Below are 23,385 nucleotides of genomic sequence, written 5' to 3'. Positions count from 1 at the left end.
CTCCACCCGTAGGCAGGCAGCAGAAAGCTTAGGGCAAATCGGCACTGGTAATGAAATTGCAATCGCCGCCTTGGTGCAACTGCTGCAATCAACTACTGATGACTACACCTGTAGGGGGGCAGCATTAAGCTTAGGGCAAATCGACCCTGGCAATGAAATTGCGATCGCCGCCTTGGTGCAACTGCTGCAATCAACTACTGTGGATGGCTACACCCGTAGGCAGGCAGCAGAAAGCTTAGGGCAAATCGGCACTGGCAATGAAATTGTGATCGCCGCCTTGGTGCAACTGCTGCAATCAACTACTGTGTATGACGAGATCCGTAGGCAGGCAGCAGAAAGCTTAGGGCAAATCGACCCTGGCAATGAAATTGCGATCGCTGCCTTGGTGCAACTGCTGCAATCAACTACTGTGCATGACTACACCCTCAGGGGGACAGCATTACGCTTAGGGCAAATCGGCACTGGCAATGAAATTGCGATCGCCGCCTTGGTGCAACTGCTGCAATCAACTACTGTGAATGACGACACCCGTAGTAAGGCATCATATTGCTTAGGGAAAATTATACAGAATAATAAGCAGCGCTTTGCAGTAGTCAAAGCTTTAAGTGGTTATTGGCCATTGGATGATTACTGCTACGATTTAGTCTGGGAATGTGCTCAGAATATGCCTTACCCCGATTTGTATCAAGCTTGGCATCAGCGTAATTTTGCTACTCGTACAATGCAAAGCTTAAAGAAAATCCTCTTCACAAGAATAATTTAAGTATTTTTGCAGTAGCTACGTTACAAAGAAAGTTCCCGCGACGCAACAGCTTGTCAATTTGTTACCAAAACAGAAGCGGACGTTAAGAATAAAGTTGTTTTCGTTACCACAACTTGTGCGCTCGTTAACAACACAACTCGTTTCGTTCAAAATGCTTATCCGTTGTTACAGAAAACTTGTGCGCTCGTTCACAACACAAGTTGTTTCGTCCAGAATGCTTGTCCGTTGTTACAGAAAATTTGTGCGCTTGTTCACAACACAAGTTGTTTGGTTCAGAATGCTTATGTTATTGTTACCACAGCTTAAATAAAACTTATAAATGATGCTTAACAAAACTTGGAGCGCTGTAAAGGTCATACTAATTAATGAAGGCGATCGCATTCAAAAGCATGAAAGCAATTGAAGTTAAACCAACTATCGATGGAATAGCCAAACGTTTTTTGATATTTTCATATCTGATAGACGGTGACACAATTTCTAAGATTCCATCCCAGTAAGTGACACGGTAATGAGAGTTGTCTTCTAGTTTGGCTAATAGCGCTTCGTACATTTGCCAACTTACGCCACTAGTGACAAATTTTTCCTCTGGGTCATCAATATGAGCAAGTTCTGGGTCGTCTAAGAGTTCTTTAAGGCTGCTAACCATTGCTTTCTGTCTCTCAGTAGAGTTATTAATTATTTCATTCTTCCCTTGTCCCCTTCCCCTCTGATTTCCATTATCATTGCAACTTCCAGACAGGAGATTGTTAAAATCCTGTTATCCTCATAACTACTCACGCAGAAAGCTCCAAAAAAAGCGATCGCTATGCTTCACTATAATTAAGGTGCGTTAGGCTAAACGCCATAACGCACCCTACAAAAGAGTACGGGACTGGTGCGTCTCGAACGCACGACCTAGCGCTTAGGAGGCGCTCGCTCTATCCAACTGAGCTACAGCCCCAAGGATGAAGCATATATAATGATAGCAGTAGTTTTAACCAGACTGCCAAGAATCATCCCAAGGACCGCCACCAGTTTCTACGCCACACAAAGAACTTTGTGCTTTCAAGATGATTTGAGGTTTTCCGTCAGAGATTTCTCGCAACTGCAAATCTAGTTGTCCTTGCATGGTGTCTCGACAACAGTAGATTAAACCGTTGGCTGTGGGCGCACGTAAAGGTGTACCAGGTAAACCTGTTGTTCCGATTAAGTCAATTTCATAATGTGAGTTTCGGGCTTGCATTTCCCATCTACCCCAAGGCTGTATATTCCAACTAACTTGTGAGTTCCAGGGAACAAATTCATAAAACTTGCCCTGATAATGCAAGCCAATCATCGCTACAGATTCCATCCACCACAGCACGCCGCGCCGTCCACCACCAGCAGTTAATGCCAAGTCAGGTTCGTTGTGGAAGCTATTACAATTTAGCCAAAACCATCTTTGAGGAAAAGCACCGCCCCAATTCTTCTCACTGTAAGCTGGGGCGTTGGTGAATTCGTAGATTTTGCCATTCCAATCAATCCAGCCACTAGCCAAACCGTGAGCCATTAAGATTTGCCATCCGGGTTCAAAAATCTGCAAAAATGATAGCCAGCCAGCGGTTGACTGTTGCATACTGCCATGATTACCCCAACCATACACTGGCTTAATTTCATACTGCCAACGGCAATAATTACCAGTAGCAGGGTCGCTAATTATTCCTTGATTTAAAGTGGCTGTAGCTTGATAGCCTTCTTGAACATGGTGTTCAAACTCTGCTGGGAGGAGGTAGAAGGGTTGGGTTGGTAAATCTGTTTTGCCCCAATGGCCTAAAGCTAAGACATCTCGACTCGCCCAAAACTTGTTGACATCAGGGAAAGTACGACACAGATATTCATCGTTTGGCCCTAAGACTTGGGCTGCACCGCCACTGTGAGGCTGATTGCCAATAGGGTCTTCAATAGAGTACATAAAGGCAAAGGTTTGGCCGCAATCAGGTAAGGTGACGCGATAATACCAGCCTTCAAAGAAGCGGCGGTTACTACCATCCCAGTGATAACCAGAATGGGGTGTTTGGGTGGTATCGAGTAAATTTCTGGGAATACTAAGCATAGTTTCAATGTGTTGCCTATTTTCCAGTATGCGCCTTGATATGAATCATGCCTACGAAATCCTGGAGTTGAAAGCTGATGCATCACCACAGGAAATCAAGCAAGCTTACCGTCGTTTGGCTAAAATTTGGCATCCAGATAGTTTTCTTGAACCTCAGCAAAAGCTGGTTGCAGAAGAAAAAATTAAAGAAATCAATCAAGCTTATGACAGGTTAAAGTCTAATCAAACAGAGGCGATCAAGCAATCTCCGCCACCTCATCAAACAAAGGTTGATATTAATACATCCAATGCCGAAACTTTCTACAAACGTGGCATGGAGAATGCTCAACAAGGAAGATATACTGAAGCAATTGAGGAATTTACCCAAGCAATTCGCCTTAACCCCCACTATTTTGAAGCTTATAAATATCGTGGACTAGCCTGCTCAAAATTAGGATACGAGAATAGAGCGAAATCTGATTTTAGAAATGCAATACAGCTGGAACTTCAACAGAGAATAACACAGCCCAAAGCTGCATCTTCACCACCACAGCCACCCACATCTGAAGCAAAAACTCAAGCTTCGCCTTGGAAATGTGTACATACCTTAAATCATTTGAATTGGGTTTGTGCAACTGCAATTAGTCCAGATGGGCAATTACTCGCCAGCGGTAGTAGTGACAACACTGTTAAAATTTGGCATCTCAAAACAGGAAAATTACTACATACTCTGACTGGTCATACTAAGTCGGTCAGATGCCTTTGCTTTAGCCCAGATAACCGAACTTTAGTAAGTGGTAGTAATGACTCTACCATTATGGTTTGGCAAGTATCTACTGGTAAATTAGCCAGCACTCTCAAGGTTCATTCAACCCCTGTTATTGCTGTCGCTATAAGTTCAGATGGTCAAACTCTGTTCAGTGGTGGTAGTGATACTGTGATCAAGATTTCGCATATAGGTATGGGGCAATTACTACACATCCTGAAGGGACATTCTGATGTGATTCACTCCCTGGCTATTTGTTCTAAGCAGGAGATTTTAGTTAGTGGTAGTGGCGATCGCACTATTAAAATATGGAATTTGAGAAATAAGAAGCTGTTGCATACTTTCACTGGGCATTCAAGCTGGGTAAATTCTGTTGCTATCAGCCCTAATGAGCAAATTGTCGCTAGTGGTAGTTATGACCAGACTATCAAGCTATGGAATATAAGTACAGGTAAGGAAATTAATACTTTTGCAGGTCATCACAGCTATGTTTGGTCTGTTGCATTCAGCCCCGATGGTGAGTATCTTGCTAGTGGTAGCGCAGACCAAACTGTGAAAATGTGGCACGTTAAAACAGGACAACAGGTTTACACATTGGGCAATCATTCAGACTGGGTTAATTCCATCGCTTTCAGCCCTGATGGTAAAACCCTTGCAAGTGGTAGCCGAGATATGACAATTAAAATTTGGCAGCGCGATGTTTAGTATGATGCGTTCCCCAAAGGGGTTGTCGTTCGCGCAGCGTCTCGTTCGACGAAGTCGTTCCCGCAGGGTAGAGAAGACATCGCCAATCGTTCGTTCACAGATGAAAGCAGTTTGGCTAAAGTCCAAGAAATTTCTCTGAATCGTTAGCATAGATTTACATAGTTACCTATTTCTTCAGTCTGCGATATGTCAAATGACCAGCCGCGATCGCATTTACACCTTAATATCAATGATTCTTTGGAAATTCTAGGGCTAAAACCCGGTGCATCGCAGACGCAGGTAAAGCAAGCTTACCGTAAGTTGGTAAAAACTTGGCATCCCGATCGCTTTTTTGACTTACAGCAAAAACAGGAAGCTGAGGAAAAAATTAAACAAATCAACATCGCTTACAATCATCTCAAATCTGAACAGCTACCTACTACTGTTGAACCTCCAGCTTCGCCAACAAATCGCACCAAAGTAGCTACTAATCGCTGGGATGCAGAAACTTTTTATAATTTGGGCGTGCAGAACGCTAGCCAAGGAAGATATCAGGAAGCGATCGCAGACTTTACCAGAGCAATTCGCCTCAACCCTCGCTACATTGATGCATACAAATACCGTGGGCTAGCTTGCTCTCAACTAGGATATGAATATCGAGCTACATCAGATTTAAATAAAGCTGCACAGCTAGAACAAGATTTAACAGGTTCAAACAGTCCGTTTGCATCGTCATCTTCAAGATGGTCAACGCCATCAAGACCTGCATCAAATTCCCGACCTTTAGTCAAAAGATGGTGCCAGAAAATTAAAAGTTGGTTGAAGCTAAACTGGCGTTGGGGATGAAATGCAAATAGTTTCCAGAGTTCTGTGAACTTGAACCAACACTTCAGATAGCAAGACTGGATATAACGTAGGTAATGTCCAGGAGAAAGCGAGGACTAATATTGCAGATTGAGTATTTTTGATTACCTGTATATAAAAATCAAATTTCAATTTTACAATTGTAAAGATTGCACCTTGATAGAAGCTTTTACGTTTAAAGATTTCATAAATTAGCAAAACTATTAGATAACTAACCCGTTAATAAGCTAATAGTTATCAAACTCTTGCCCATATTCCTCCTTTGGATGGAGGAAAAACTCCCTACCCACGATAGAGCCATTGACGCGATCGCAGAGGTTATTCTGAATCAAGTAAAGGCGTTAGGTAACAAATAGAACACTATTTAAAACCTACATAAAAAGATTTTCAAATGCATTAAAACCTTTGGTTATTGCAAAGTTTAGTTTGTCAATTTTTTCCAATCGAGGAGTGAAATAATGACTATGAATAATCCAGGCGATCGCGAAAATTATCGCAGCGAAAATCGACAAGAAACCTATACTGATGCTAACGGTGAGATTCGGACTCACGTGCAAAGAACTACTGAAACAGTTAACAACACCCCTAATCCTAATGCTTACGGCAGCGGTTATGTAACTGGTCGCGATACTGAGCGCAGATATCAGCAAGCTAATTTAGCAGAGCGTGATAATGCTAATGCTGCTAATGGCTTACTAATAGGCGTTATCCTCACTTCCCTAGTTACTTTGGGCGTAGGAGCATTTTGGTACTTCAACCAACGCAACAATGCAGCGGTTGACAATGGTACGCCAGTAGTAGTTCCTGTACCTGTACCAAATAACGCTAGTCCTTCTCCGGCTGCTAGCCAATCTCCTCAATCACGAACCACAATCATTGAAAGAACCAGAGAAGTACCTGTTGTAATTCCACAACAGCAGGCTCCAGCACCATCCGCGCCTACACAACCAAATATTAATATCACTGTTCCCTCTCAGCGACCTGCTGCTGAAAAAGCCCCAACTACATCACCGATTATTCCCAGCCAACAAAGTCCTAGTACTAAATCTCCTGCTGAAGATAACAAGAGCGACACCCCGAAAACTTCTCCGCTTACAGGCGCAGACAAGTCAAACACTAATAGCAACGGTTCTTCATCTTCTGGAAACAGCAACACTGACGGTGCTGCTCAGTAATAACTAAGTTTCTAGCTCGGTAGCCTTTTCCACCTTTGGAGAAGGCTACTGCATTTTTAAGCCAGAGTTTAACTCTGCGGTTGGCTGAATTCTGATGGCTATCCTCTATTAATTAAGAAAGATTGCCAAATTGTTGCAGAAAATTACTACCTTTCAAGTTTGGTAAATACATGGTGATGCATTAAAAAGTAGGTGCTACATTAAGAACAGGGTACAAATAAGGTTAAAAGTTCATCACAACCTTTCAAATTAGAGCCTGTACCTCCTGCTCTAATGTCCTCGCAATCGCTACTCAGTTGTCGCATCCGTTGAAAGTGTTTTCGCCTTAAACTCATCGATAATTGTTGTGGAGGTGATCGAACGCACAGCCAGAAATACCTGCCTAGTTGGATCAAGGATGCACAAGTAGTTCTGGAGAGATAGAGTTGCGAAGATTGTTTGTAAGTTCACCTTAGTTTAGCTATATTCCCTCTGATTTTTAAAATTTTCTCGAACGATTGCATATTCCACGAACCGCCCTAAGCTGCCGATATTCTCCCATCGTAGCTTGAGGCGGTTTCAACTATGATAAGTCAAGAGTCAACAGTCCAATGACAAAGCGCAAAGTCGGAGCGCCGACTTCCGGCGATGGCTTCTCCTAAGGGAGACGCTGCGCGAACGCCAACGTCTTCGACGAACAGAACTTTGTAAGAGAGGACAAATGACCAATGACTATTGGCTAATTAAAGTAATTACAGTGACTTCTGGTGGACAAAATAAGCGTCCTGGTCGATAAGTCCCTAAGCCACGATTAACGTATAACTGATTATTTCCTACTTTGTGAAATCCTTGGGCCCACTCCCAATATCGCACTACTTTCGAGAAGTCTCCTAGTAAGAACGGAACCCAACGCCGCAATTTTTTGGGTAGTTTTTTCAAAAGCTTTTTATAATGGAACACTAGAGGGCCAATTCCTGGCAATATGATATGCCCTCCATGAGTATGACCAGATAACTGTAAATCTACTCGCCATTGTTGCAATATCTTGGCAGTATCTGGATTGTGAGATAAAACGATACGGGGTATGGCAGAATCTAGTTGAGTGATTACTGGTGCAGGTTGAAAATCTCGTGACCAATAATCAGCTAATCCTACGAATGGCAATTCTTTTCCTAGGGGATAGGCGATTTCATTCCACAAGACATGAATTCCAATGCTAGTAAAAGCGTTTGTAACTTCTGCTTTGGAGTGGCTGTAATGGATGTCATGGTTACCAAGTATGGCGTAGATACCATAACGACTTTCTAAATATTTAAGTCGTTGCGCCAATTTGTGAATAGGGGTAGGATCGTCGGTCACATAGTCACCAGTTAATACTACTAAATCTGGTTCCGCTTCATTACTCAGTGCGATCGCTTCTTCTAGCATTTCTTCCGACAGCCGCAATCCATCGTAATGAAAATCTGACAATTGCACCAGCTTTGTGCCTTCTAAAGACACAGGTAAATCTGCAATCTTAACCGTTATTTTATCTACTCTTAAATGTCCTGTAAATAACCAATGCATAGCGCAACAGACACTCCTGATAGCAGCGCTTACAGCTTACCAAAAAATAAAATCCATCTTGATTAATTACTATAAATTGCAGCAATTTTTATTTGGATAGGCTACAGATAGAAGACACAATATATTGTGTCTGTACAATCACCAATATGTAATACGTTTGAAAATGCCTGATGTCATAAAAAATAAATTTAATTAGTAATTTGTTTGAAATTTTGCCTCTAGATTACTCACTTTGTAACGTAATAATAGTAACTTCCGGAGGACAAAATAAACGTCCAGGGAGATAAGTTCCCAAACCACGATTAACATATAGTTGATTTTTTCCTATCTGATGTAAACCCTGTGCCCATTCCCAATGACGGATAAAAGAGAAATCATTTTTCAAATATGGAATCCGACGGCGTAATTTTACGGGGATTTTTCGCACAATTTTTCTATAATAGAGTACTCCAGTTCCCAATCCTGGAATCACAATTTGACCACCATGAGTATGACCAGATAATTGTAAATCCACTCGCCAAGCTTGCAAGATTTCCGCAGTATCAGGATTGTGAGATAAAACAATTCTAGGAGTAGCGACGTTTAGCTGGTTCATCACTGCTACAGGGTTAAATTCCCTTGAGTAACGATCCGCTAATCCTACCAAGGGCAATTCTTTTCCTAATGGGTAGGCAATTTCATTCCACAGAACGTGAACACCAATTTTATTTAAGGCGTCTGTAATTTCTGTTCTTGAGTGTTTGTAACATATATCGTGGTTGCCCAATACAGCATAAATACCAGCACGACTTTGGAGATTTTTGAGCCGTAAAGCTAAGTCGTGAATTGGTTTTGGGCTGGTAGTTACATAGTCACCAGTCAATAAAACTAAATCAGGTTCGACCTGATTGCTAACTGCGATCGCTTTTTCTAGCATTGCTTCTGACAGCCGCAAACCATCATAATGAAAATCCGACATCTGCACCAGCTTTTTACCATGTAAGGATGCAGGTAAGTCTGCAATCTTAACCGTTAATTGCTGCGTACTCAACGGCCCAGATAGTAACCAGTGCATAAAGCGCTCAAAATCCTGAATATTAGCGCTTATAGCTTAACTAAAAATCATGCGATCGCCTGTTCAGCTTAAACAACTTCTTGAAAAGTTCATGAATGCGATCGCTTTTTTATGTATTTATACTTAGGAAATCATCTAAATCTAGCTGGGCTATCAAGTTATACTAAGCTGGAGTATAGCAATAGCAATTTAAAGGTGGATTTTAGACTGCAAGAGGGTTTTCCTAGAAGGTAATTTAGATTGCCTGTATAAATTTACTATAATTAAATCGCATTTCGCTTAGACAGCGTACTTAAGCACACTAACTCATCATTCTAAAGCACAAAACCAAAAGCTGTTATTTATGCCATCATCTTTAGAGCAAGAATACATTCAAGACTTTACACATTTTGAGCAGCACGTAGCCAAACTGATTTATAGAGCAGGTTGGAAAGTTGAAACTGCTAAGCCTAACCAGCGTGGTTATGATTTAGTTGTAAAAAAAGGAAACCTTGTTGGTGCTGTTCAAGTTAAATGGCTCAAAAGTAATGTGACAGCACCGCAGCTTTTAAGTTTTGCTAATTTTTTAGATAGTGACGAAGGTCAAAAATTTAATTTTGGTTGGTTCATAACTACAAAAGGTTTCGGTGGCCCAGCACAGGCATTAATCAGATCCTGGGATAAAAATAGTAAAATTCGCTGTGGAATAGCCTTAGAAAATAAGCTGGTTGGGGTTGATGGTGTTATTGAGATTGATGTCGGAGGTAATACGGGAGATAACCCAGAAAATCTATCAAAAAAAGTTTATTTTGGAGTTTTCACTTGCAAAGGAGGGGTGGGTAAAACAACCGTAGCAGCACACTTAGCAGGAGCATTAGCACTGCAAGGATTTAATGTTGCTATTGTGGACTTAGATCCAGAAGAAAATCTCCAAAAGTTAGTAGGAGATGGTGTTTTTGTTCCTAATCCAAAAGGTGTTGGTACAAATATTCAAGTATTTCAAGCAGAAAATTGGCATGAAGATTCCGCGCGTGATTGTCAAATAGTAATTTGTGATTGCTCACCTGCATTAGAACGTAATCCTGAAGAACTAGTTAGACGATTAGACTATTGCATTATCCCAACCACTCTAAATCCGCTAGGAATTAATAAGCATGGCAAAGTTATTCAAGAGACTGTCAGAGAAATACGTGAAATCAATAAGAATGCTCATTTGTTTGTGCTAGTTAACAACTTTAAAGACCCTGGTATAAGGCGTTTCAAGCTTCTCAAAGATGTCTATTTTGATGCTTATAAAGAAATTAGTAAAACAGATGATAAATTTCATTGTATAGACCCGGAGGAAGTTTGTATCCGAGCTAGTGACTTACTTTACTACTGGGGTATACATATTCTCGAAAACCCAGACAATCCTGCCAGTAGATTAGCATTTGATCTCATCGGTGGAAGATGCTATCCGCGTGAGGATTTTATTAGCTTAGCTGATTACATTGAAACCAAAGCTGGGATAGGAGTTTTGCGGTCTAACTAATTTTGTTAAAATAGAGCCAGAAGCGTGAAGGAATTAGCTAATTTGTATTTTCTTAGTAATCACAATACATCCAGCTACTACGAAGAAAGCAAACTCAGCTAATAAAAATGCTCCCAAGGATGCAATCATCCCTTGTTTAATTAAAAGTGATACTAAAGCAGTAGCTCCAGCGCTACCAGAAAAATATAAACCAGTGGCTAAGCCAGCTTGATGAGAGGGAACTTTTCCTAAGCAAAAAGGAATCATGCTGACAAAAATTAAGCTAAAACTAATACCAAAAGTAACTATAAAACCTACTACGAATGTGTCGATGTCGTTTAACAATGCTAGTCCCATTAAGCCGGTCATTGTACCCAAGCCTAGTAGCATTGCTTTATTCGCTCCTATTTGTGCTGTCCATTCTCCCAAAACAACTGAAGCGATCGCAGATACTAAAAGTATGCCAGAGGTAATAAATTCTAATCTAATACCAGGGAATTGAATTTGTAATTCTTGCGGAAATATCGACATTAATAGGTTTACTTCTAAGCCTACCCCCAAACCAACCACAAAAATTAAAATTAATAATAAAGTAGGAGCGCTAGATGAGATATCTTCATGGATAGTATAGGGCTTCAAGGTATGTACAGGAGTTAGCGATCGCAAAATATATCCTCCCATCACCAAGGCGATCGCTCCTAACAGAAAAGTCATTGATGCACCGATACTATTGATAAAAATTTTTAATACTGGCTCAATGGCTCCGATGAATCCAAATACGAATACTAAAACAGCACTAGCTTGGGGTAATTCGGTTGCAGGTACGAACTGTGTTAATAATGCGATCGCTGGGGCCCGAAAAAAAATTATGGCTATTACCCACACAGTCATCAGCACAGGTACTAACCAACGTATAGCTCCTAGCAAATTCTGTTCTACTAACAGCGAAACACTTACAAAAGTCGAACCTGCCAGTGTTACTCCTATACTAATCATTGGTAAGCGATTACCTAAGCGCTGTTGGATGCGATCGGAAAATTGCCCCACAAAAGGTTCGATAACTGTAGCGAGTAACCCTTGCATTATTCCCAACCAACCTGCTAATTCTACAAATCCTAGCTTTTGTAAAATTTTTGGTTGATAAAAACTGTAAGCCATCCAACTAAAGATGATTCCAGCCAGTAAAGCAGCTAATCCCCAAACTTGCCGCCATAAAATATCAGGACGGGAATCAAAAGACTTAACCATAACTTTGCTTCACTTGCTTGCGTTAGCGGTGCGATTCTAGGACAAGTCTGCTGCTCGAAAAAATGGCATTATAAATAGTATAATGCTGAGGTCGCAAACCACATATTAATTGCTACTTAGATTTAGCTCGAAGGAAATATGCACTCCTTAAACCAAAAACCTCTTGTTTGCCAATAATCAATAAACAACTCTTCTTAAAAAGAATTTTATTTTGCTTATACTAAAGTAGATTTTTAACCTTAGATCGTGATTAGAATAGTCTCTCTACAGAGCAGACATTGGTAAAATTTTTCCCTGAGCAAACAACTGATATCTTTATATTTTATAATCCGTGTAGTTAATTCACCTGAGGGTTTATCCTCATTTGTGAAGTATAAATATTAAACCAATCTAAAGTATAAAATTTCAATTTATCACTAATTATTAATCAGACCAGTAGCTTTTTCAGCAACTATAATTGTTGGGCATTAGTGCTGCTTTTAAACAGTTTCAGGAAATAAGTACGAATATGTATTTTTTGCTGCTTGTCAGTTTTTGCTGCTTGTAGCAACAGTACAGTGATGTTTAAGTCTGCTATGAGACGGTTAGTAAACACATAACCTGCTAAACTAGCATCGACTCGTGTTGAATTTGTCAAGTTACTAACTTGATGGAAATCTCAGTCAATATCGCCACAGGTGGCTAAGTCATCGCTACAATTTCCTTAAATCAGGACTAGTCAAACGGGACAACAAATCAACATACCCGTTGCATCTACAAAACAGCCCGAAAGCCTATAATACAAGCTGTTTGAATTTCTCGTAACGGTACTATGCTTGCAAAACTAACCCAATCTATATGAGCAATACGGCTTCCGATTACCAAATTCACCACCTTAACCAGAGTAACTCTATCAGTTTGTATCCTTTGTAGTCTATTAGCGCGATCGCATAGTTGTTGCTTTAACAGATGGCGATAAAATCTCTATCCGCTAATGAATACAGGGGCTAAACCCTGCTGGTCTTTATTTTCGCAACTTACTCTTGCATCCATTTGGCGATCAGACTATAAAGTGTCAACATTTGACAGCAAGTCGTGAAATTTGAGTATTTCACTAATTAACTAACGATCATATTTATCTTTATTTTCAAATCTACTGGAGCAAATTATGTTAAATAAATTACTTAATATTGGTTTTACACGTGCTGTTACGCTCACATTGACAATGGGATTTGTTGGCTGTGTAAACCAAGCCCAAAGTACTTCGTTTACTCAAACTACCACTAGGGTTAACTATAACCTTCCACAAGTGGTTGCCACTACAAGTATAATATGCGACTTAACTAAACAGATTGCGAGGAATACAATTAATCTTACTTGCTTGATTCCCCCAAATGCAGACCCCCATCTTTATCGACCAAAGCCTGAAGATCGTAAAGCTCTTGAACAAGCGAATCTGATTCTTTATAACGGCTATAACTTGGAACCAGGATTAATCAAACTAATTAAAGCTACTAAGAGCACTGCACCTAAAATTGCTGTTGCGCCACTTGCACTTCCAAAGCCCCAGAAGTTTCGGGAAGATGGCAATATAGTTACCGATCCTCACATCTGGCACAATGTGAGGAATGCTATCAGGATGGTAGAAGTAATTAGCAGCAACTTGGGCAAATTAGATCCTAGCAATGCCCAAACTTATAGTAATAACAAGGTAAAAATTAACAACGAACTCATCCAACTAGATCGCTGGATAAAGTCCAGAATTAGTAGTATTCCCACTAATCAACGCAGATTAATTACAACTCATAATGGAATGAGTTATTACACCATAGCTTACGGCATTTCATTAGCAGGTACTTTAGAAGGTATTAACACTAATGAAAGAGCTACAGATACACAAGTAAAAAATTTGACGAAGAATATTCAGCAGGCTAAAGTGCCAACAATTTTTCCTGAGATAGCAATTAAATCTGATGTTTTTCAGTCTGTAGCTGAAGAAACTACAGTTAAGGTTTCTGAAAGAAAACTTTATGCTGATGGGCTAGGGGAAGGAGGAACTGACGGAGAAAGCTATCAAAATATGATGGCTGCCAATACGCGCACAATTGTAGAAGGTTTAGGAGGAACTTACCTGATATTTGAACCGAAAGTTCCAAATTAGTATAGCAGACTGAAGACAGATTTGAGTAAGTAATTCTGTCCTAAAAAATTTACCTAATATTGATTAAACAAGCATTAGAAACTATGCGATCGCTCAATTTATCTGTCTTCACCTTTATCTATAAACTGTCGCAAAATTTTTCCTGGTTTTCTATCCCAAGTATCGATATGCTCATAGATTAGTCCATCTTGATTAAATTTATAATTTGAATAGCCATTGAAAAATATCTTCGCTTTCCACGGAACACGCAATACACCACGCACTGTCCATTTAGCTAAGATTGTGTTCTCGGCTGACTGATAGACTTCATGTAAATCAAAGGAAATTTGAGTAAAAAATAGTCGAGCGTGAAATCGCAAAGTCCAAAATATAATCCGATAGTTAAATTTATATTTGAATTTATTTACTGGATCTCGAAAGTAGATATCCTGAGTATATATATCATAAGAAATATCTTTCTCAAAAAGAGTCGGCAAATCATTTTTGAGAGTTTCAATTACCTGTTCTATCTGCATTGATATTCCACGTACCTGATTAAAAGAGATTTCGGAAAAACCTTAGCAACTTCTGCCAAATTGAAGCTGTCCTCGTGCTATTCACTTCACTTCTACTCAAATCTGACAAAGTAGGAAATGATGCAGACTGAGCATACGGACCATTCCGTAATGATTTAGCTAGAGCATAATCATTTTCTCGCAAACCCTCATAGAAAAAGAATACTTCTCCTCTAATGCCGCGTTTACGGTTGCATTCAATTGCTTTCATCAGATATTCAGGAGTAATACAATAAGAACCAAGCTTCATTAAAATTCCTGGTGCTAACTTTGGTATTGTCGCATCTGTGAACTGTTCGTTTACCAATTTATTAACAATACATTTATAGCTGAGGAAGTCGCGGCGATAAATTTGCGGATGAATCATATCAACGATGCCGCGATTTAGCCAAGTGACTGAATCTTGTAGATACTCTTTCAATCCCCAATCATAAATATTAGGAGAAATTGACACGATTAAATTAGGGTTAACTTCTTTAACTTCTTGGTAGAGACGGGCTAAGAATTCAGTCAGAATATCAGCACGCCATTGTAGCCATTGCCTATCTTGAGGATTTTGGGGCGGATTTTGGTGGAACTGCTGACGATAAAGTGCCATAGTTCGCTCATCGTAGCCACCTTCACAGGGTAAAGCAGGAAAGCGATCGTCACCTTGAATGCCATCAACATCATAATTTTTCACTACTTCCAACACTAAGTTCAACAGAAATTCTTGCACTTGGGAGTCAAGGGCATTCATCCACTCAAAACCATTTTTCTTTAATAACTTACCGTTGCGATCGCGCGCAGCCCATTCTGGTTTTGTCTGCAACAGCATCCCGCCATTCGAGTTATAAGAACTTGCAAAGCCGTATTCAAACCAAGGAATGACTTTTAGCCCAACCCGTCGCGCCTCTACAATTACTTCTGCCAAAGGATCGCGAGCGGCAAAGCTGGGATCAATTTCGACACCAAATGTCTGCTGCATCGTTTGGCTAGGATACAGAGTGACTCCCTTATTCCAAACCACAGGAAACACTACATTAAATCCCGTATCAGCAAGCAAATTCATTGCCTCAGCAATGCGCTGCTGTGACTTAAGTACTTTACTATCGGTATTGGTAAGCCAGACACCGCGTGTTTCTATTAAGCTCATGTGCGTATCTAAAAACAATGCGTGCGTTCGCGATTTTCAATTCACGACTAGCTGACTATACCGCGCTTTAATCACCATATAAATACCATAAGCAACTAAACCCAGTGCTACAAAGCCTAAAAGCCAAGGGCCGTAAGGTTGTTGTGCCAAAGCCTGTAATGCCTCATCTAAACCTCCAGCAGCTTGGGCGTTATATTGAGTTGCTGCTTGAATGAAAAACCAGCCAATAATGCAGAATACAATGCCCCTTGCTAGCAAACCAAATCGGCAAATGGCCATCACCCACTTACGTTCTGTATTGCTTAACTCAGTTAAATTGAGTTTTCTGCGAAACTTGGCGCTGTAAGCTTTATAAAACTGATAAAAACCTAATCCAATAATTAATGCCCCTAAAGTTCCTACTAACCATTGACCAAAGGGTTGAGAAAGTAAGTGTGCTGTCCAATCTTGGGTAGAGTTACTATTACCACTACCTCCAGAACCAAGAACAATTTGTACAGCGCTATAGGCTAAACTCCCGTATAACACACCATTAATGGCATAACCAACTCGCTGTGCCAAACCTTTGGCATCTTTGCCTTTATTTTCTGGATCTTTTATTGCCTGCACAAAGCGCCAAATTACGTATCCTATTAAGCCAATTGCCACCAAAGCCAGTAGAAATTTACCAAATGGTTGTTCTACAAGTGTTTGTAAAGCTCCTTTTGTATCAGTCGTTCTACCACCTGTACCAAAAGCTGCCTGAGCTGCTAGTAACCCAACGATACCGTAAACTACTCCCTTAGATGCATAACCAAATCTTGCCAGTCTTTCTACCCATGATGAAGGATGATCTATAAGATGTTGTGTCATAGTATTTGCCTGGATATATGAGATTTTTTAGCAAGATTTACCTAATATCTACATCTATCTAATGGCAAAACTTACGATTATTAAAGAGATATTTTTGCAGATTATTTTTTAGAAAATTTTGAACAAACCTTTTCTTTTAACAGATGTTACCGCAAATAATTAGATAGCATAATTCAATTATCTTTTAGAGAATTTGACAGTATCTTATTTAAATGGAGTAGGATTAATGACGGCTGTTATACAACCTTCTTGGACACACGAATATATCACCACTAATGGAGTGAAACTACACTACGTCACTCAAGGCGAAGGTCCTTTGATGCTGATGTTACATGGATTTCCAGAATTTTGGTATTCTTGGCGACATCAAATCCCAGAATTTGCAAAATATTTTAAGGTAGTTGCCCTTGATTTGCGTGGTTACAATGATAGCGATAAACCAAAAGAGAAATCTGCTTATGTGATGGATGAATTTGTGAAAGATATTGAGGGTGTAATTAAAGGCTTAGGCTATGAAAAATGTGTTTTAGTTGGACATGATTGGGGAGGTGCGATCGCGTGGAATTTTGCTTATGCTCACCCAGATATGTTAGAGCAATTAATTATACTCAATCTACCTCATCCGGCAAAATTTTCCCAAGGTTTACTGACTCCTCAACAACTACTCCGTAGCTCTTATATTTTCTTTTTTCAACTACCTTGGCTACCGGAATTAACCATAAAAAGCTCAGACTATGCAGCAGTTGAAAAAGCTTTTAAAGGTATGGCAGTTGACAAAAATATTTTTACTCAAGCAGATATTGACGCTTTCAAACATGCTGCTGCTAAAAGTGGTGCTCTTACAGCAATGTTAAATTATTACCGCAATGTTTTTCAGCAGAGAATCTTAAAAATAAATTGGGGGATTTTGGAAGTGCCAACACTGATGATTTGGGGTGAAAATGATACGGCTTTAGGTAAAGAACTAAGTTACGGTACAGAAGCCTATGTCAAGAACTTTCAAATTAAATATATTTCTAACTGTAGCCATTGGGTGCAGCAAGAAAAACCAGATTTAGTGAATCAGTACATTCGAGATTTTTTAACTCTTTAAAGGCTCAGCAATTAGTTGTCAAGAGTACTACTAGCCAACATAAAAGTTCCTATTAAATTTCCATGACAAAATATGTCGATTTGTGCAATCCCTTAATAAGATTTAATAGGAATTTAACATAGACAAGTTTTCATAATTTCCTCTTCATGTATCACGCCAAAGCCTTAATTAATTAGCCTATTAGCATCAATACTAAAGAAGTTTCATTCCCTTACCACCTTGTGTACTCAATTAACATAATTAGAAAAATTTAGTGAGATAATATAATTGTGAGGAAAAGAACGGACATAACTTGAGTATAAAGGGGGAAATTATGAAACTCCAGCTATTAGCGGTTCTAGCCTTAGCAACTCCCCTATTTTTCACTAACGTAGTGAAAGCTGATAATCCGCAAGATTTACAAAAATTGTTGGCAACTGGGGAATGTATCGGGTGTAATCTATCAGGAGCCAACCTCAGTAGCGCTCATTTGATTGGTGCGGATCTTAGAGGTGCAAATCTCCAGAACGCAAATCTCACTGGAGCTAATCTTGAAGGTGCCGATCTCACTGGCGCAAACTTAGCAGGTGCTAACTTAACTTCAGCGTACATAACCAATGTAAATTTAAAGCAAGCCAATCTCAATAATGTCAATTTGACTCGTGCTAAAATTTACGATTCTAATGTGTATAAAGCATCAATGAATAACCTAACTATCACGGATGCAGAAATATATCATACCGGAATCGGCATTGGTGGAGAGGATGCAGAAATTCCCGATTGGAAATAATGCTGAACTGAGTAAGTATTAACATAACTTGCACTTAAGAGATTTAGGATAAGAAAAACTGAATTTTAGCCAACCTGATCCTAAATCTCTCTCTAAAGCATTATGAGAATATTCTCAACATTCTTATATTTGAGACCTAAAACTTTATTTTTTCTAGTACGAAAAGAATAAGTAGAAGTGTATGAGATAGATAGACATCAGCCTAATACTATTTTTGGCTGCAATCTGCTAACCAGCCTCACCCATAAATAAAAACATTTCATTGGCTGCTGATGTAGCTTACATATCTATGAGACAAAAGGAAATAAAACAAATCTAGGTTTTTTCCAATCATCAAACTAACATAGGTACATATCATAAAATAATTTTTCTGTCTAGCCCATTCAAATACATAAAAACTTTTATTCCGTATTAATATCGCTAGGAATGAGTTAATTGACGAATACTGCTTAAGATAGCTTTAATATCCGATAAAATCGGGTTTTAAGCTTGTATAAGTAAGAGGTGGACTGACTTTTGCATGATTTGTACTTCTAATGAGTACGATAATGGGCAACTGACACAACATGGGATAATAGCAACCTGAGGATTCCAGTTGATTTAAAAAACAGAACTCAGAAAGCTGATTTTTTATAGCTCCTGCCGCCTTTTGACATTTATCCTCCTACTGACTTGCTAGCTGGTAGTTGATGAAGTAGTGGTTAAAGGACAATTATGGTGATAGGGCACTAAAACCCTTTTGAACCCAAACTCAGTTGTACTGATGCTCTCATGCATCACCTAATCAACAGCCTTTTGGTTGTAATTGTCCAGATTAGAGAAACTCAACTGTTACAATTTATGGAAGCGAAAATGCAAGAACCGGAATTCACAGAAACCAAGTCTTCAGAGACCACGATGACAGATATCAACAATCAAACAGGAACCATCACTAAACTCCAGCCTCCTGTGCAGTCTCAAGAGCAATGGCTAAAATACGGAGAACAAATTTCTGGCTTTTTAGGAACACTACCTGATTATCTCGGAAACTTCTTTAATCAATACAAGCAGCCCTTAATTTCCGTCGGTTTAATTGTGGGAGCAATTGTCGCGGTTAAGGTACTCTTGGCAATCTTAGATTCTTTGAACGATATTCCTTTAGTAGCACCTACCTTTGAATTGATTGGTATTGGTTACTCCGCCTGGTTTGTTTATCGCTATTTACTCAAAGCTTCAACTAGGAAAGAGTTAACCAACGAAATTACAACCCTCAAATCACAGGTTGTGGGTAAAGGCTCTCCAGACTAATGTATCGCTGACCACAGTTTTCAACCTAATGTGTATGCTCAGTGCTACTGTTAGGGATAAATATTAGTGAAAGTGGTCACAATACGGTTTAGCTGTAGCCGCTACCCTCAAGGGTGCGGCTATAAAAACTTAGATCAAGACTTCAGCCTGTAGGCTTATCCGAACCGTAGTGAATGTGGTCCCGCAAAATCAAAAAATACTCAATTACTTTCACTTTTGAGTACTCCCAGATTTACGGCGGCAAGCGCACAATGTTTTTAGAGGGAATTTCCTCAAATCGTCCCATTCTAACTAAAGCTTGATAGACCATAGCAGCTACCTCAGCACGGGTAGCTTCTTTGTTGGGGGCCAATACCTCCGGATTGGGATAATTGACAACTAGTTCATTAGCTGTGGCAGATGCTATCTTAGCAGTGGCATATTTAGGAATATCTTTAGCATCTTTATAAGTTTTTAAAACTATCTCTGGGGATGTAGATGTTTTGAGATTCAACCCGCTAACCAAAGCTACTAAAACTTGCACTCGCGAAATTTTTTGTTCTGGTTGAAAGGTTTGGTTAGGGTAACCTTTCAAAAATCCTGTACTGATAGCTTGGTTAATTGCTGGAGTTGCCCAAAATTTTTCTTTGACATCCTTAAACTTAAGCGTATTTTTAGTAGGCTTATTTTCAAACGCTTGTTGCAGTATGGCAGCAAATTCAGCGCGTTTTACAGGCTGATTTGGTCTAAAAGAATAATCTGGAAAGCCCTTGATGATACCACGGGAAGAAAGAACATTGATAAAACGCCGACCCCAAAAATCAGTCGGTACATCGTTAAATGCAATAGGTGGCGGAATTATTGACTTTTTCTTTGAAGGGGTCACCAAAGAAAATGGTTTTGGTATGACTTTGCTAGATGACGGCAAAGGTGCTTGTTCCTGCGCGGGAAAGCTTGGGGTGATATGAGTGGGTGGCAAAACTGAAGTGGAAGGCACCTGGTCAATAATTAGTGGAACACTACTAGGTTCAACAATAGGTGTAGACAGAGGTGATGGTAACGTACCTTGATTTGGCAGTTGCTTAAGCGTAGGAGAGGCTAACCCTTGATTTATACCAATATTAGGTGAGGCAGTTGGAGACAGTACCGCGTTTAAATTCCAGCCAGAGTCCTTACGGGACAATGACCAAAATAGAATTGTGCCAATAGTGGTGAAAGCAACCAGAACGGCTATAAATTCATCAAAGCCAAGGGCATTTTTTTGTGATGACTCAGGATCGGGAGGTGGCGTATTTGTCATCTTAGGCACCCTAATAGCATAAAATCGGCATCTAAATTTAATTAAACAATTAAATCTTAATACCCAAATAGGTTTTGTGGAGCCTTTGTGACTGCATAGTTACGCTTTAAGTTATGAAGTTAAATGTCGGGAAAACCACTCTCATTTCAAATCAAGCAGTCCTTCTTCTTTCAACTTAGGATTAAAGCGAATTTGCATCTGGCAACCACGGGTTTCTAATACAGCTAAAATATCCGCCTCTACTCGACGTGCTACATTTTTCAGGATTTTTATTTGTGCTAATTCGTCATTGACTGGCTTTTGATAATTTTCCCTTTCTTCAGTTGTCATTAGTACTTTAACATTGATGGGATTTATCCATTTTTCTTTGTGTTCGCCATTACCTAACGGCACAGTGCCATTTTCAGCAATCCAAGCCTGCTCGATACTTTCTAAAGCAGTACGGCTAGGACGGTCAATAGTTTGAACTTTCAACCAATAGCATTGTTGTGGCTGACGTACTAAATGCTGCTTAAGGCTTAGATAAACATCACGAGAATAGCCTATAAATTGCAATACTTTTTCTTGGTCAAAAATTGCGTAAACTCCAATTTTAGCCTGAAATTGTTCCGGTAGTTGGCCAGTATCATCTATGTAAGGAATATATTCCAGTGTTGCCAATACAGGAATATTTGTTTCAATATTCATAAGCTAAATCCATAATTCTTAGTGAACAGTAAATCGGAATTACCCAATCCGGTATATTGCACACAAGCGACTGGGGTGAACAACCTTAGCATTAAACATAAAATTCGGCGGTACGTTGATGATAGCGTATTCGTCAGATGTATGATATTTTTCAAAGTCTGCTGGCATTCCTTTAGGAGTACTTAAACTATAAGGAACTGGCTGAAAAAGTAATTCGGTAAATTCGACTTTTTGACATTGTAATTGTTGACAAATCTGGCTAATAAAATTTTCATTTGTTAATAATTTGAATAGATTTTCTTGAGCTTGGGGCTCAAGAGTAAAACTACTATCAAAGTTCTGGACAATTTTTAGAGGCATTTTGAAACTGGGGATTAAGGACTCAGTGATAATACAGCTTAAGCGATATTTTACCAGCCGTTACCTAACAGACAAAGCCTGTATTCCTGAAACACCAAGACAACCTGTGGCAAAAAATCGCTTTAAGTTCAGCTTATGGGATTATGTGACCTCTTCAACAGTCCCCAGGCTGAATCAAATAGAGAAATTTTCTGTGGACATGAAATTCAAAAATTCAATCTCTCAAACTCTTATTCTCTGCGCCTGTGCGTCTGGATGTGATCCTAATACCGATTTAATCAATGATTGTGTCTCATGGATTGTCTTAAAGTAAAAGGCAGGTAAACCCCGCCCCTACTTGGCAAAGCCGATAAAAAAAACCTTGATAATTTTTGAATGCGATCGCCTTAACTACCTGTAATCTGTCAAAATAACTTTCATGCTGATTCCGATGCAGTAGTTATAACTACAGGATTTGCAACAGCTGTTTAATTTTGGTGTCTTGGCGTTGCTTAAATTTCTCAGGAAAATGAAACTCGATCGCAATTTTACCGTTGGGTTGTTCTTCTACTGCGGTAATTTTTGCTACAAAGTAGCTGGCTGAAGGCTGATCTCCATCCTGATTTAACAGCAAACCTACAAGCGGTTTGACAGTTCGTATGGTATGCCAGTCCTAGTCACTAAGTATTCTATTAGAGGATAAGGCTTCAAGGGGCGACAAGCGAGCTAAAGAGCTTGCTGTATAAGCTTCATAGCCCTTAAACCTCGTTGATAATATGCTTGCTTATTGCGACTGAAACCGACCAGTTCCTCGACCCATGCTTGACACTCATGCCAAGCAATTATCCAATTTTGACCCTTCGGGTTCGCAGTCGCCTGCGGAGGGAAACCCTCCCCCAGCGCTGACTCACCATATAAACCTATCCAGAAATTACTGTGACGTTTCTCATTTCTATTTTTTTCTTGGCTACGACAAATATATGATTCTTGTTTTTGAAATTTAGTCCTTTGTCCATGTAACCAAGCACTAGTCATAGCTAAAGCAATTAAGAAAATCAAACGTACAAGTCTATCAGGGTTGGCTTGAGAAGCTTCTAGATTATAACCACCTGTTTTGCAATCTTTGAACATCGCTTCAATGCCAAAACGTTGAGCATATATTTTGATGGCAGTGTTTAAATCAGGTAAATTAGTTAACAAGTACCAAGCTTCTTTTTCTTGTTTACCCCTGTACTTTCTTTTCCAGTAGACTCCTAAGTTAAACCTACCAAAACCCCGTTTTTGAGTAAAATTAACATTGGGATAAAACTGGCGGATGCCTGGATAAATCTCAATGCTACTTAAGGGCTGAAATTTTTGCCATTTTTGGCGGAAAGTAGTATCCTTTTTCTGACGAAATACAAAACTCTGGTTCTGCTTGTGGAGCCATTGCGCTAGTTCTATGCTGTGAAATTCCCTATCCCCAATAATTACTAATTTGTACTTTTTTAATAAGCGGATTACTGGACGTAATACTTTTTGCTGTTCAGTGAGATTACTACTACCATCTTTCTCTAAGAGGTTGTTTGAAAAGTCCAAGCAGGTAAAAAATCATGCAAGTCGTCTAACCATA

General features: G+C 39.5%; 22 protein-coding genes, 1 tRNA gene and 1 pseudogene. 9 read left to right on the top strand and 15 right to left on the bottom strand.

The annotated features are described in order from the left end of the window. On the top strand, nucleotides 1-763 hold a 763-nt coding region (locus BV372_RS26645), incomplete at its 5' end, for a HEAT repeat domain-containing protein (RefSeq protein ID WP_143845301.1). Nucleotides 764-1,187: 424 nt separating this feature from the next. On the opposite strand, the pseudogene BV372_RS26640 reads toward BV372_RS26645, so the two are convergent. The 3 genes and pseudogenes from BV372_RS26640 to BV372_RS26630 form a co-directional block, all read right to left on the bottom strand. Next, nucleotides 1,188-1,409, bottom strand: a pseudogene (locus BV372_RS26640) (Uma2 family endonuclease); the annotation flags it as partial. Between the two features lie 220 nt (nucleotides 1,410-1,629). Continuing rightward, nucleotides 1,630-1,703, bottom strand: a tRNA-Arg gene (locus tag BV372_RS26635). Nucleotides 1,704-1,736: 33 nt separating this feature from the next. Continuing rightward, nucleotides 1,737-2,834, bottom strand: coding sequence for a tocopherol cyclase family protein (locus BV372_RS26630; protein WP_086689500.1), 1,098 nt, complete (start codon nucleotides 2,832-2,834; stop codon nucleotides 1,737-1,739). Between the two features lie 40 nt (nucleotides 2,835-2,874). Between BV372_RS26630 and BV372_RS26625 the strand changes: the two genes are divergently transcribed. From BV372_RS26625 to BV372_RS26615, 3 genes are all read left to right on the top strand, one after another. Then, nucleotides 2,875-4,284 carry a DnaJ domain-containing protein gene (locus tag BV372_RS26625; protein ID WP_256973466.1) on the top strand — a complete coding sequence of 470 codons (1,410 nt, stop codon included), beginning with the start codon at nucleotides 2,875-2,877 and terminating at the stop codon, nucleotides 4,282-4,284. 186 nt (nucleotides 4,285-4,470) lie between these two features. Then, nucleotides 4,471-5,109 (top strand): DnaJ domain-containing protein, encoded by a 639-nt coding sequence (locus BV372_RS26620; RefSeq protein WP_086689498.1) that lies wholly within the window; start codon nucleotides 4,471-4,473, stop codon nucleotides 5,107-5,109. 476 nt (nucleotides 5,110-5,585) lie between these two features. After that, on the top strand, nucleotides 5,586-6,302 hold the full coding sequence (locus BV372_RS26615; RefSeq protein WP_256973464.1) for a hypothetical protein: 717 nt from the start codon (nucleotides 5,586-5,588) through the stop codon (nucleotides 6,300-6,302). A gap of 711 nt (nucleotides 6,303-7,013) precedes the next feature. Here the strand turns inward: BV372_RS26615 and BV372_RS26610 are convergent. Next, on the bottom strand, nucleotides 7,014-7,847 hold the full coding sequence (locus tag BV372_RS26610; RefSeq protein ID WP_086689496.1) for a metallophosphoesterase: 834 nt from the start codon (nucleotides 7,845-7,847) through the stop codon (nucleotides 7,014-7,016). Between the two features lie 223 nt (nucleotides 7,848-8,070). Then, nucleotides 8,071-8,901 (bottom strand): metallophosphoesterase, encoded by an 831-nt coding sequence (locus tag BV372_RS26605; protein WP_086689495.1) that lies wholly within the window; start codon nucleotides 8,899-8,901, stop codon nucleotides 8,071-8,073. 343 nt (nucleotides 8,902-9,244) lie between these two features. Between BV372_RS26605 and BV372_RS26600 the strand changes: the two genes are divergently transcribed. Further along, a complete protein-coding gene (locus BV372_RS26600) occupies nucleotides 9,245-10,411 on the top strand; it encodes an AAA family ATPase (RefSeq protein WP_086689494.1) in 1,167 nt (388 codons plus the stop codon). Between the two features lie 33 nt (nucleotides 10,412-10,444). On the opposite strand, the gene BV372_RS26595 is transcribed toward BV372_RS26600, so the two are convergent. Next, entirely contained in the window at nucleotides 10,445-11,638 is a 1,194-nt protein-coding gene (locus tag BV372_RS26595) for an MFS transporter (RefSeq protein ID WP_086689493.1), read from the bottom strand. A gap of 451 nt (nucleotides 11,639-12,089) precedes the next feature. Further along, nucleotides 12,090-12,275, bottom strand: a complete 186-nt coding sequence (locus BV372_RS26590) for a hypothetical protein (RefSeq protein ID WP_086689492.1) — start codon at nucleotides 12,273-12,275, stop codon at nucleotides 12,090-12,092. A gap of 510 nt (nucleotides 12,276-12,785) precedes the next feature. Here BV372_RS26590 and BV372_RS26585 point away from each other — a divergent pair. Further along, nucleotides 12,786-13,778 (top strand): metal ABC transporter solute-binding protein, Zn/Mn family, encoded by a 993-nt coding sequence (locus tag BV372_RS26585; RefSeq protein ID WP_086689491.1) that lies wholly within the window; start codon nucleotides 12,786-12,788, stop codon nucleotides 13,776-13,778. 98 nt (nucleotides 13,779-13,876) lie between these two features. On the opposite strand, the gene BV372_RS26580 is transcribed toward BV372_RS26585, so the two are convergent. Genes BV372_RS26580 through BV372_RS26570 form a run of 3 tightly spaced genes read right to left on the bottom strand, consistent with a single transcriptional unit; the run spans nucleotide 13,877 to nucleotide 16,319 of the window. After that, nucleotides 13,877-14,293: a DUF2358 domain-containing protein gene (locus BV372_RS26580; RefSeq protein WP_086689490.1), complete on the bottom strand. Its 417-nt coding sequence runs from the start codon at nucleotides 14,291-14,293 to the stop codon at nucleotides 13,877-13,879. A 19-nt stretch (nucleotides 14,294-14,312) separates the two neighbouring features. Then, complete coding sequence (locus BV372_RS26575) at nucleotides 14,313-15,467, bottom strand: glycoside hydrolase family 10 protein (protein WP_086689489.1); 1,155 nt, start codon at nucleotides 15,465-15,467, stop codon at nucleotides 14,313-14,315. Nucleotides 15,468-15,503: 36 nt separating this feature from the next. Beyond that, nucleotides 15,504-16,319 carry a DUF1206 domain-containing protein gene (locus BV372_RS26570; protein ID WP_086689488.1) on the bottom strand — a complete coding sequence of 272 codons (816 nt, stop codon included), beginning with the start codon at nucleotides 16,317-16,319 and terminating at the stop codon, nucleotides 15,504-15,506. Between the two features lie 226 nt (nucleotides 16,320-16,545). Between BV372_RS26570 and BV372_RS26565 the strand changes: the two genes are divergently transcribed. From BV372_RS26565 to BV372_RS26555, 3 genes are all read left to right on the top strand, one after another. Further along, entirely contained in the window at nucleotides 16,546-17,412 is an 867-nt protein-coding gene (locus BV372_RS26565; RefSeq protein ID WP_086689487.1) for an alpha/beta fold hydrolase, read from the top strand. Nucleotides 17,413-17,725: 313 nt separating this feature from the next. Further along, nucleotides 17,726-18,181 (top strand): pentapeptide repeat-containing protein, encoded by a 456-nt coding sequence (locus BV372_RS26560; RefSeq protein ID WP_086689486.1) that lies wholly within the window; start codon nucleotides 17,726-17,728, stop codon nucleotides 18,179-18,181. Between the two features lie 852 nt (nucleotides 18,182-19,033). Continuing rightward, the gene (locus BV372_RS26555; RefSeq protein WP_086689501.1) at nucleotides 19,034-19,468 is read left to right on the top strand and encodes a CAAD domain-containing protein; all 435 of its coding nucleotides are present in this window, start codon (nucleotides 19,034-19,036) and stop codon (nucleotides 19,466-19,468) included. Nucleotides 19,469-19,700: 232 nt separating this feature from the next. On the opposite strand, the gene BV372_RS26550 is transcribed toward BV372_RS26555, so the two are convergent. From BV372_RS26550 to BV372_RS26530, 5 genes are all read right to left on the bottom strand, one after another. Continuing rightward, nucleotides 19,701-20,747 (bottom strand): S-layer homology domain-containing protein, encoded by a 1,047-nt coding sequence (locus BV372_RS26550; RefSeq protein ID WP_086689485.1) that lies wholly within the window; start codon nucleotides 20,745-20,747, stop codon nucleotides 19,701-19,703. Nucleotides 20,748-20,888: 141 nt separating this feature from the next. Beyond that, nucleotides 20,889-21,434 (bottom strand): GIY-YIG nuclease family protein, encoded by a 546-nt coding sequence (locus BV372_RS26545; RefSeq protein WP_086689484.1) that lies wholly within the window; start codon nucleotides 21,432-21,434, stop codon nucleotides 20,889-20,891. Nucleotides 21,435-21,473: 39 nt separating this feature from the next. Continuing rightward, nucleotides 21,474-21,794, bottom strand: a complete 321-nt coding sequence (locus BV372_RS26540; RefSeq protein WP_086689483.1) for a hypothetical protein — start codon at nucleotides 21,792-21,794, stop codon at nucleotides 21,474-21,476. A 445-nt stretch (nucleotides 21,795-22,239) separates the two neighbouring features. Then, complete coding sequence (locus tag BV372_RS26535) at nucleotides 22,240-22,407, bottom strand: hypothetical protein (RefSeq protein WP_256973463.1); 168 nt, start codon at nucleotides 22,405-22,407, stop codon at nucleotides 22,240-22,242. Nucleotides 22,408-22,499: 92 nt separating this feature from the next. Further along, on the bottom strand, nucleotides 22,500-23,351 hold the full coding sequence (locus BV372_RS26530) for an IS4 family transposase (RefSeq protein WP_086689482.1): 852 nt from the start codon (nucleotides 23,349-23,351) through the stop codon (nucleotides 22,500-22,502). Between the last annotated feature and the right edge of the window lie 34 nt (nucleotides 23,352-23,385).

This window comes from Nostoc sp. T09 (assembly GCF_002154695.1).
Lineage (GTDB): Bacteria > Cyanobacteriota > Cyanobacteriia > Cyanobacteriales > Nostocaceae > Aulosira.
Note: the sequence above shows the minus strand (reverse complement) of the source record. Positions and strands in the feature narration are given on the sequence as shown.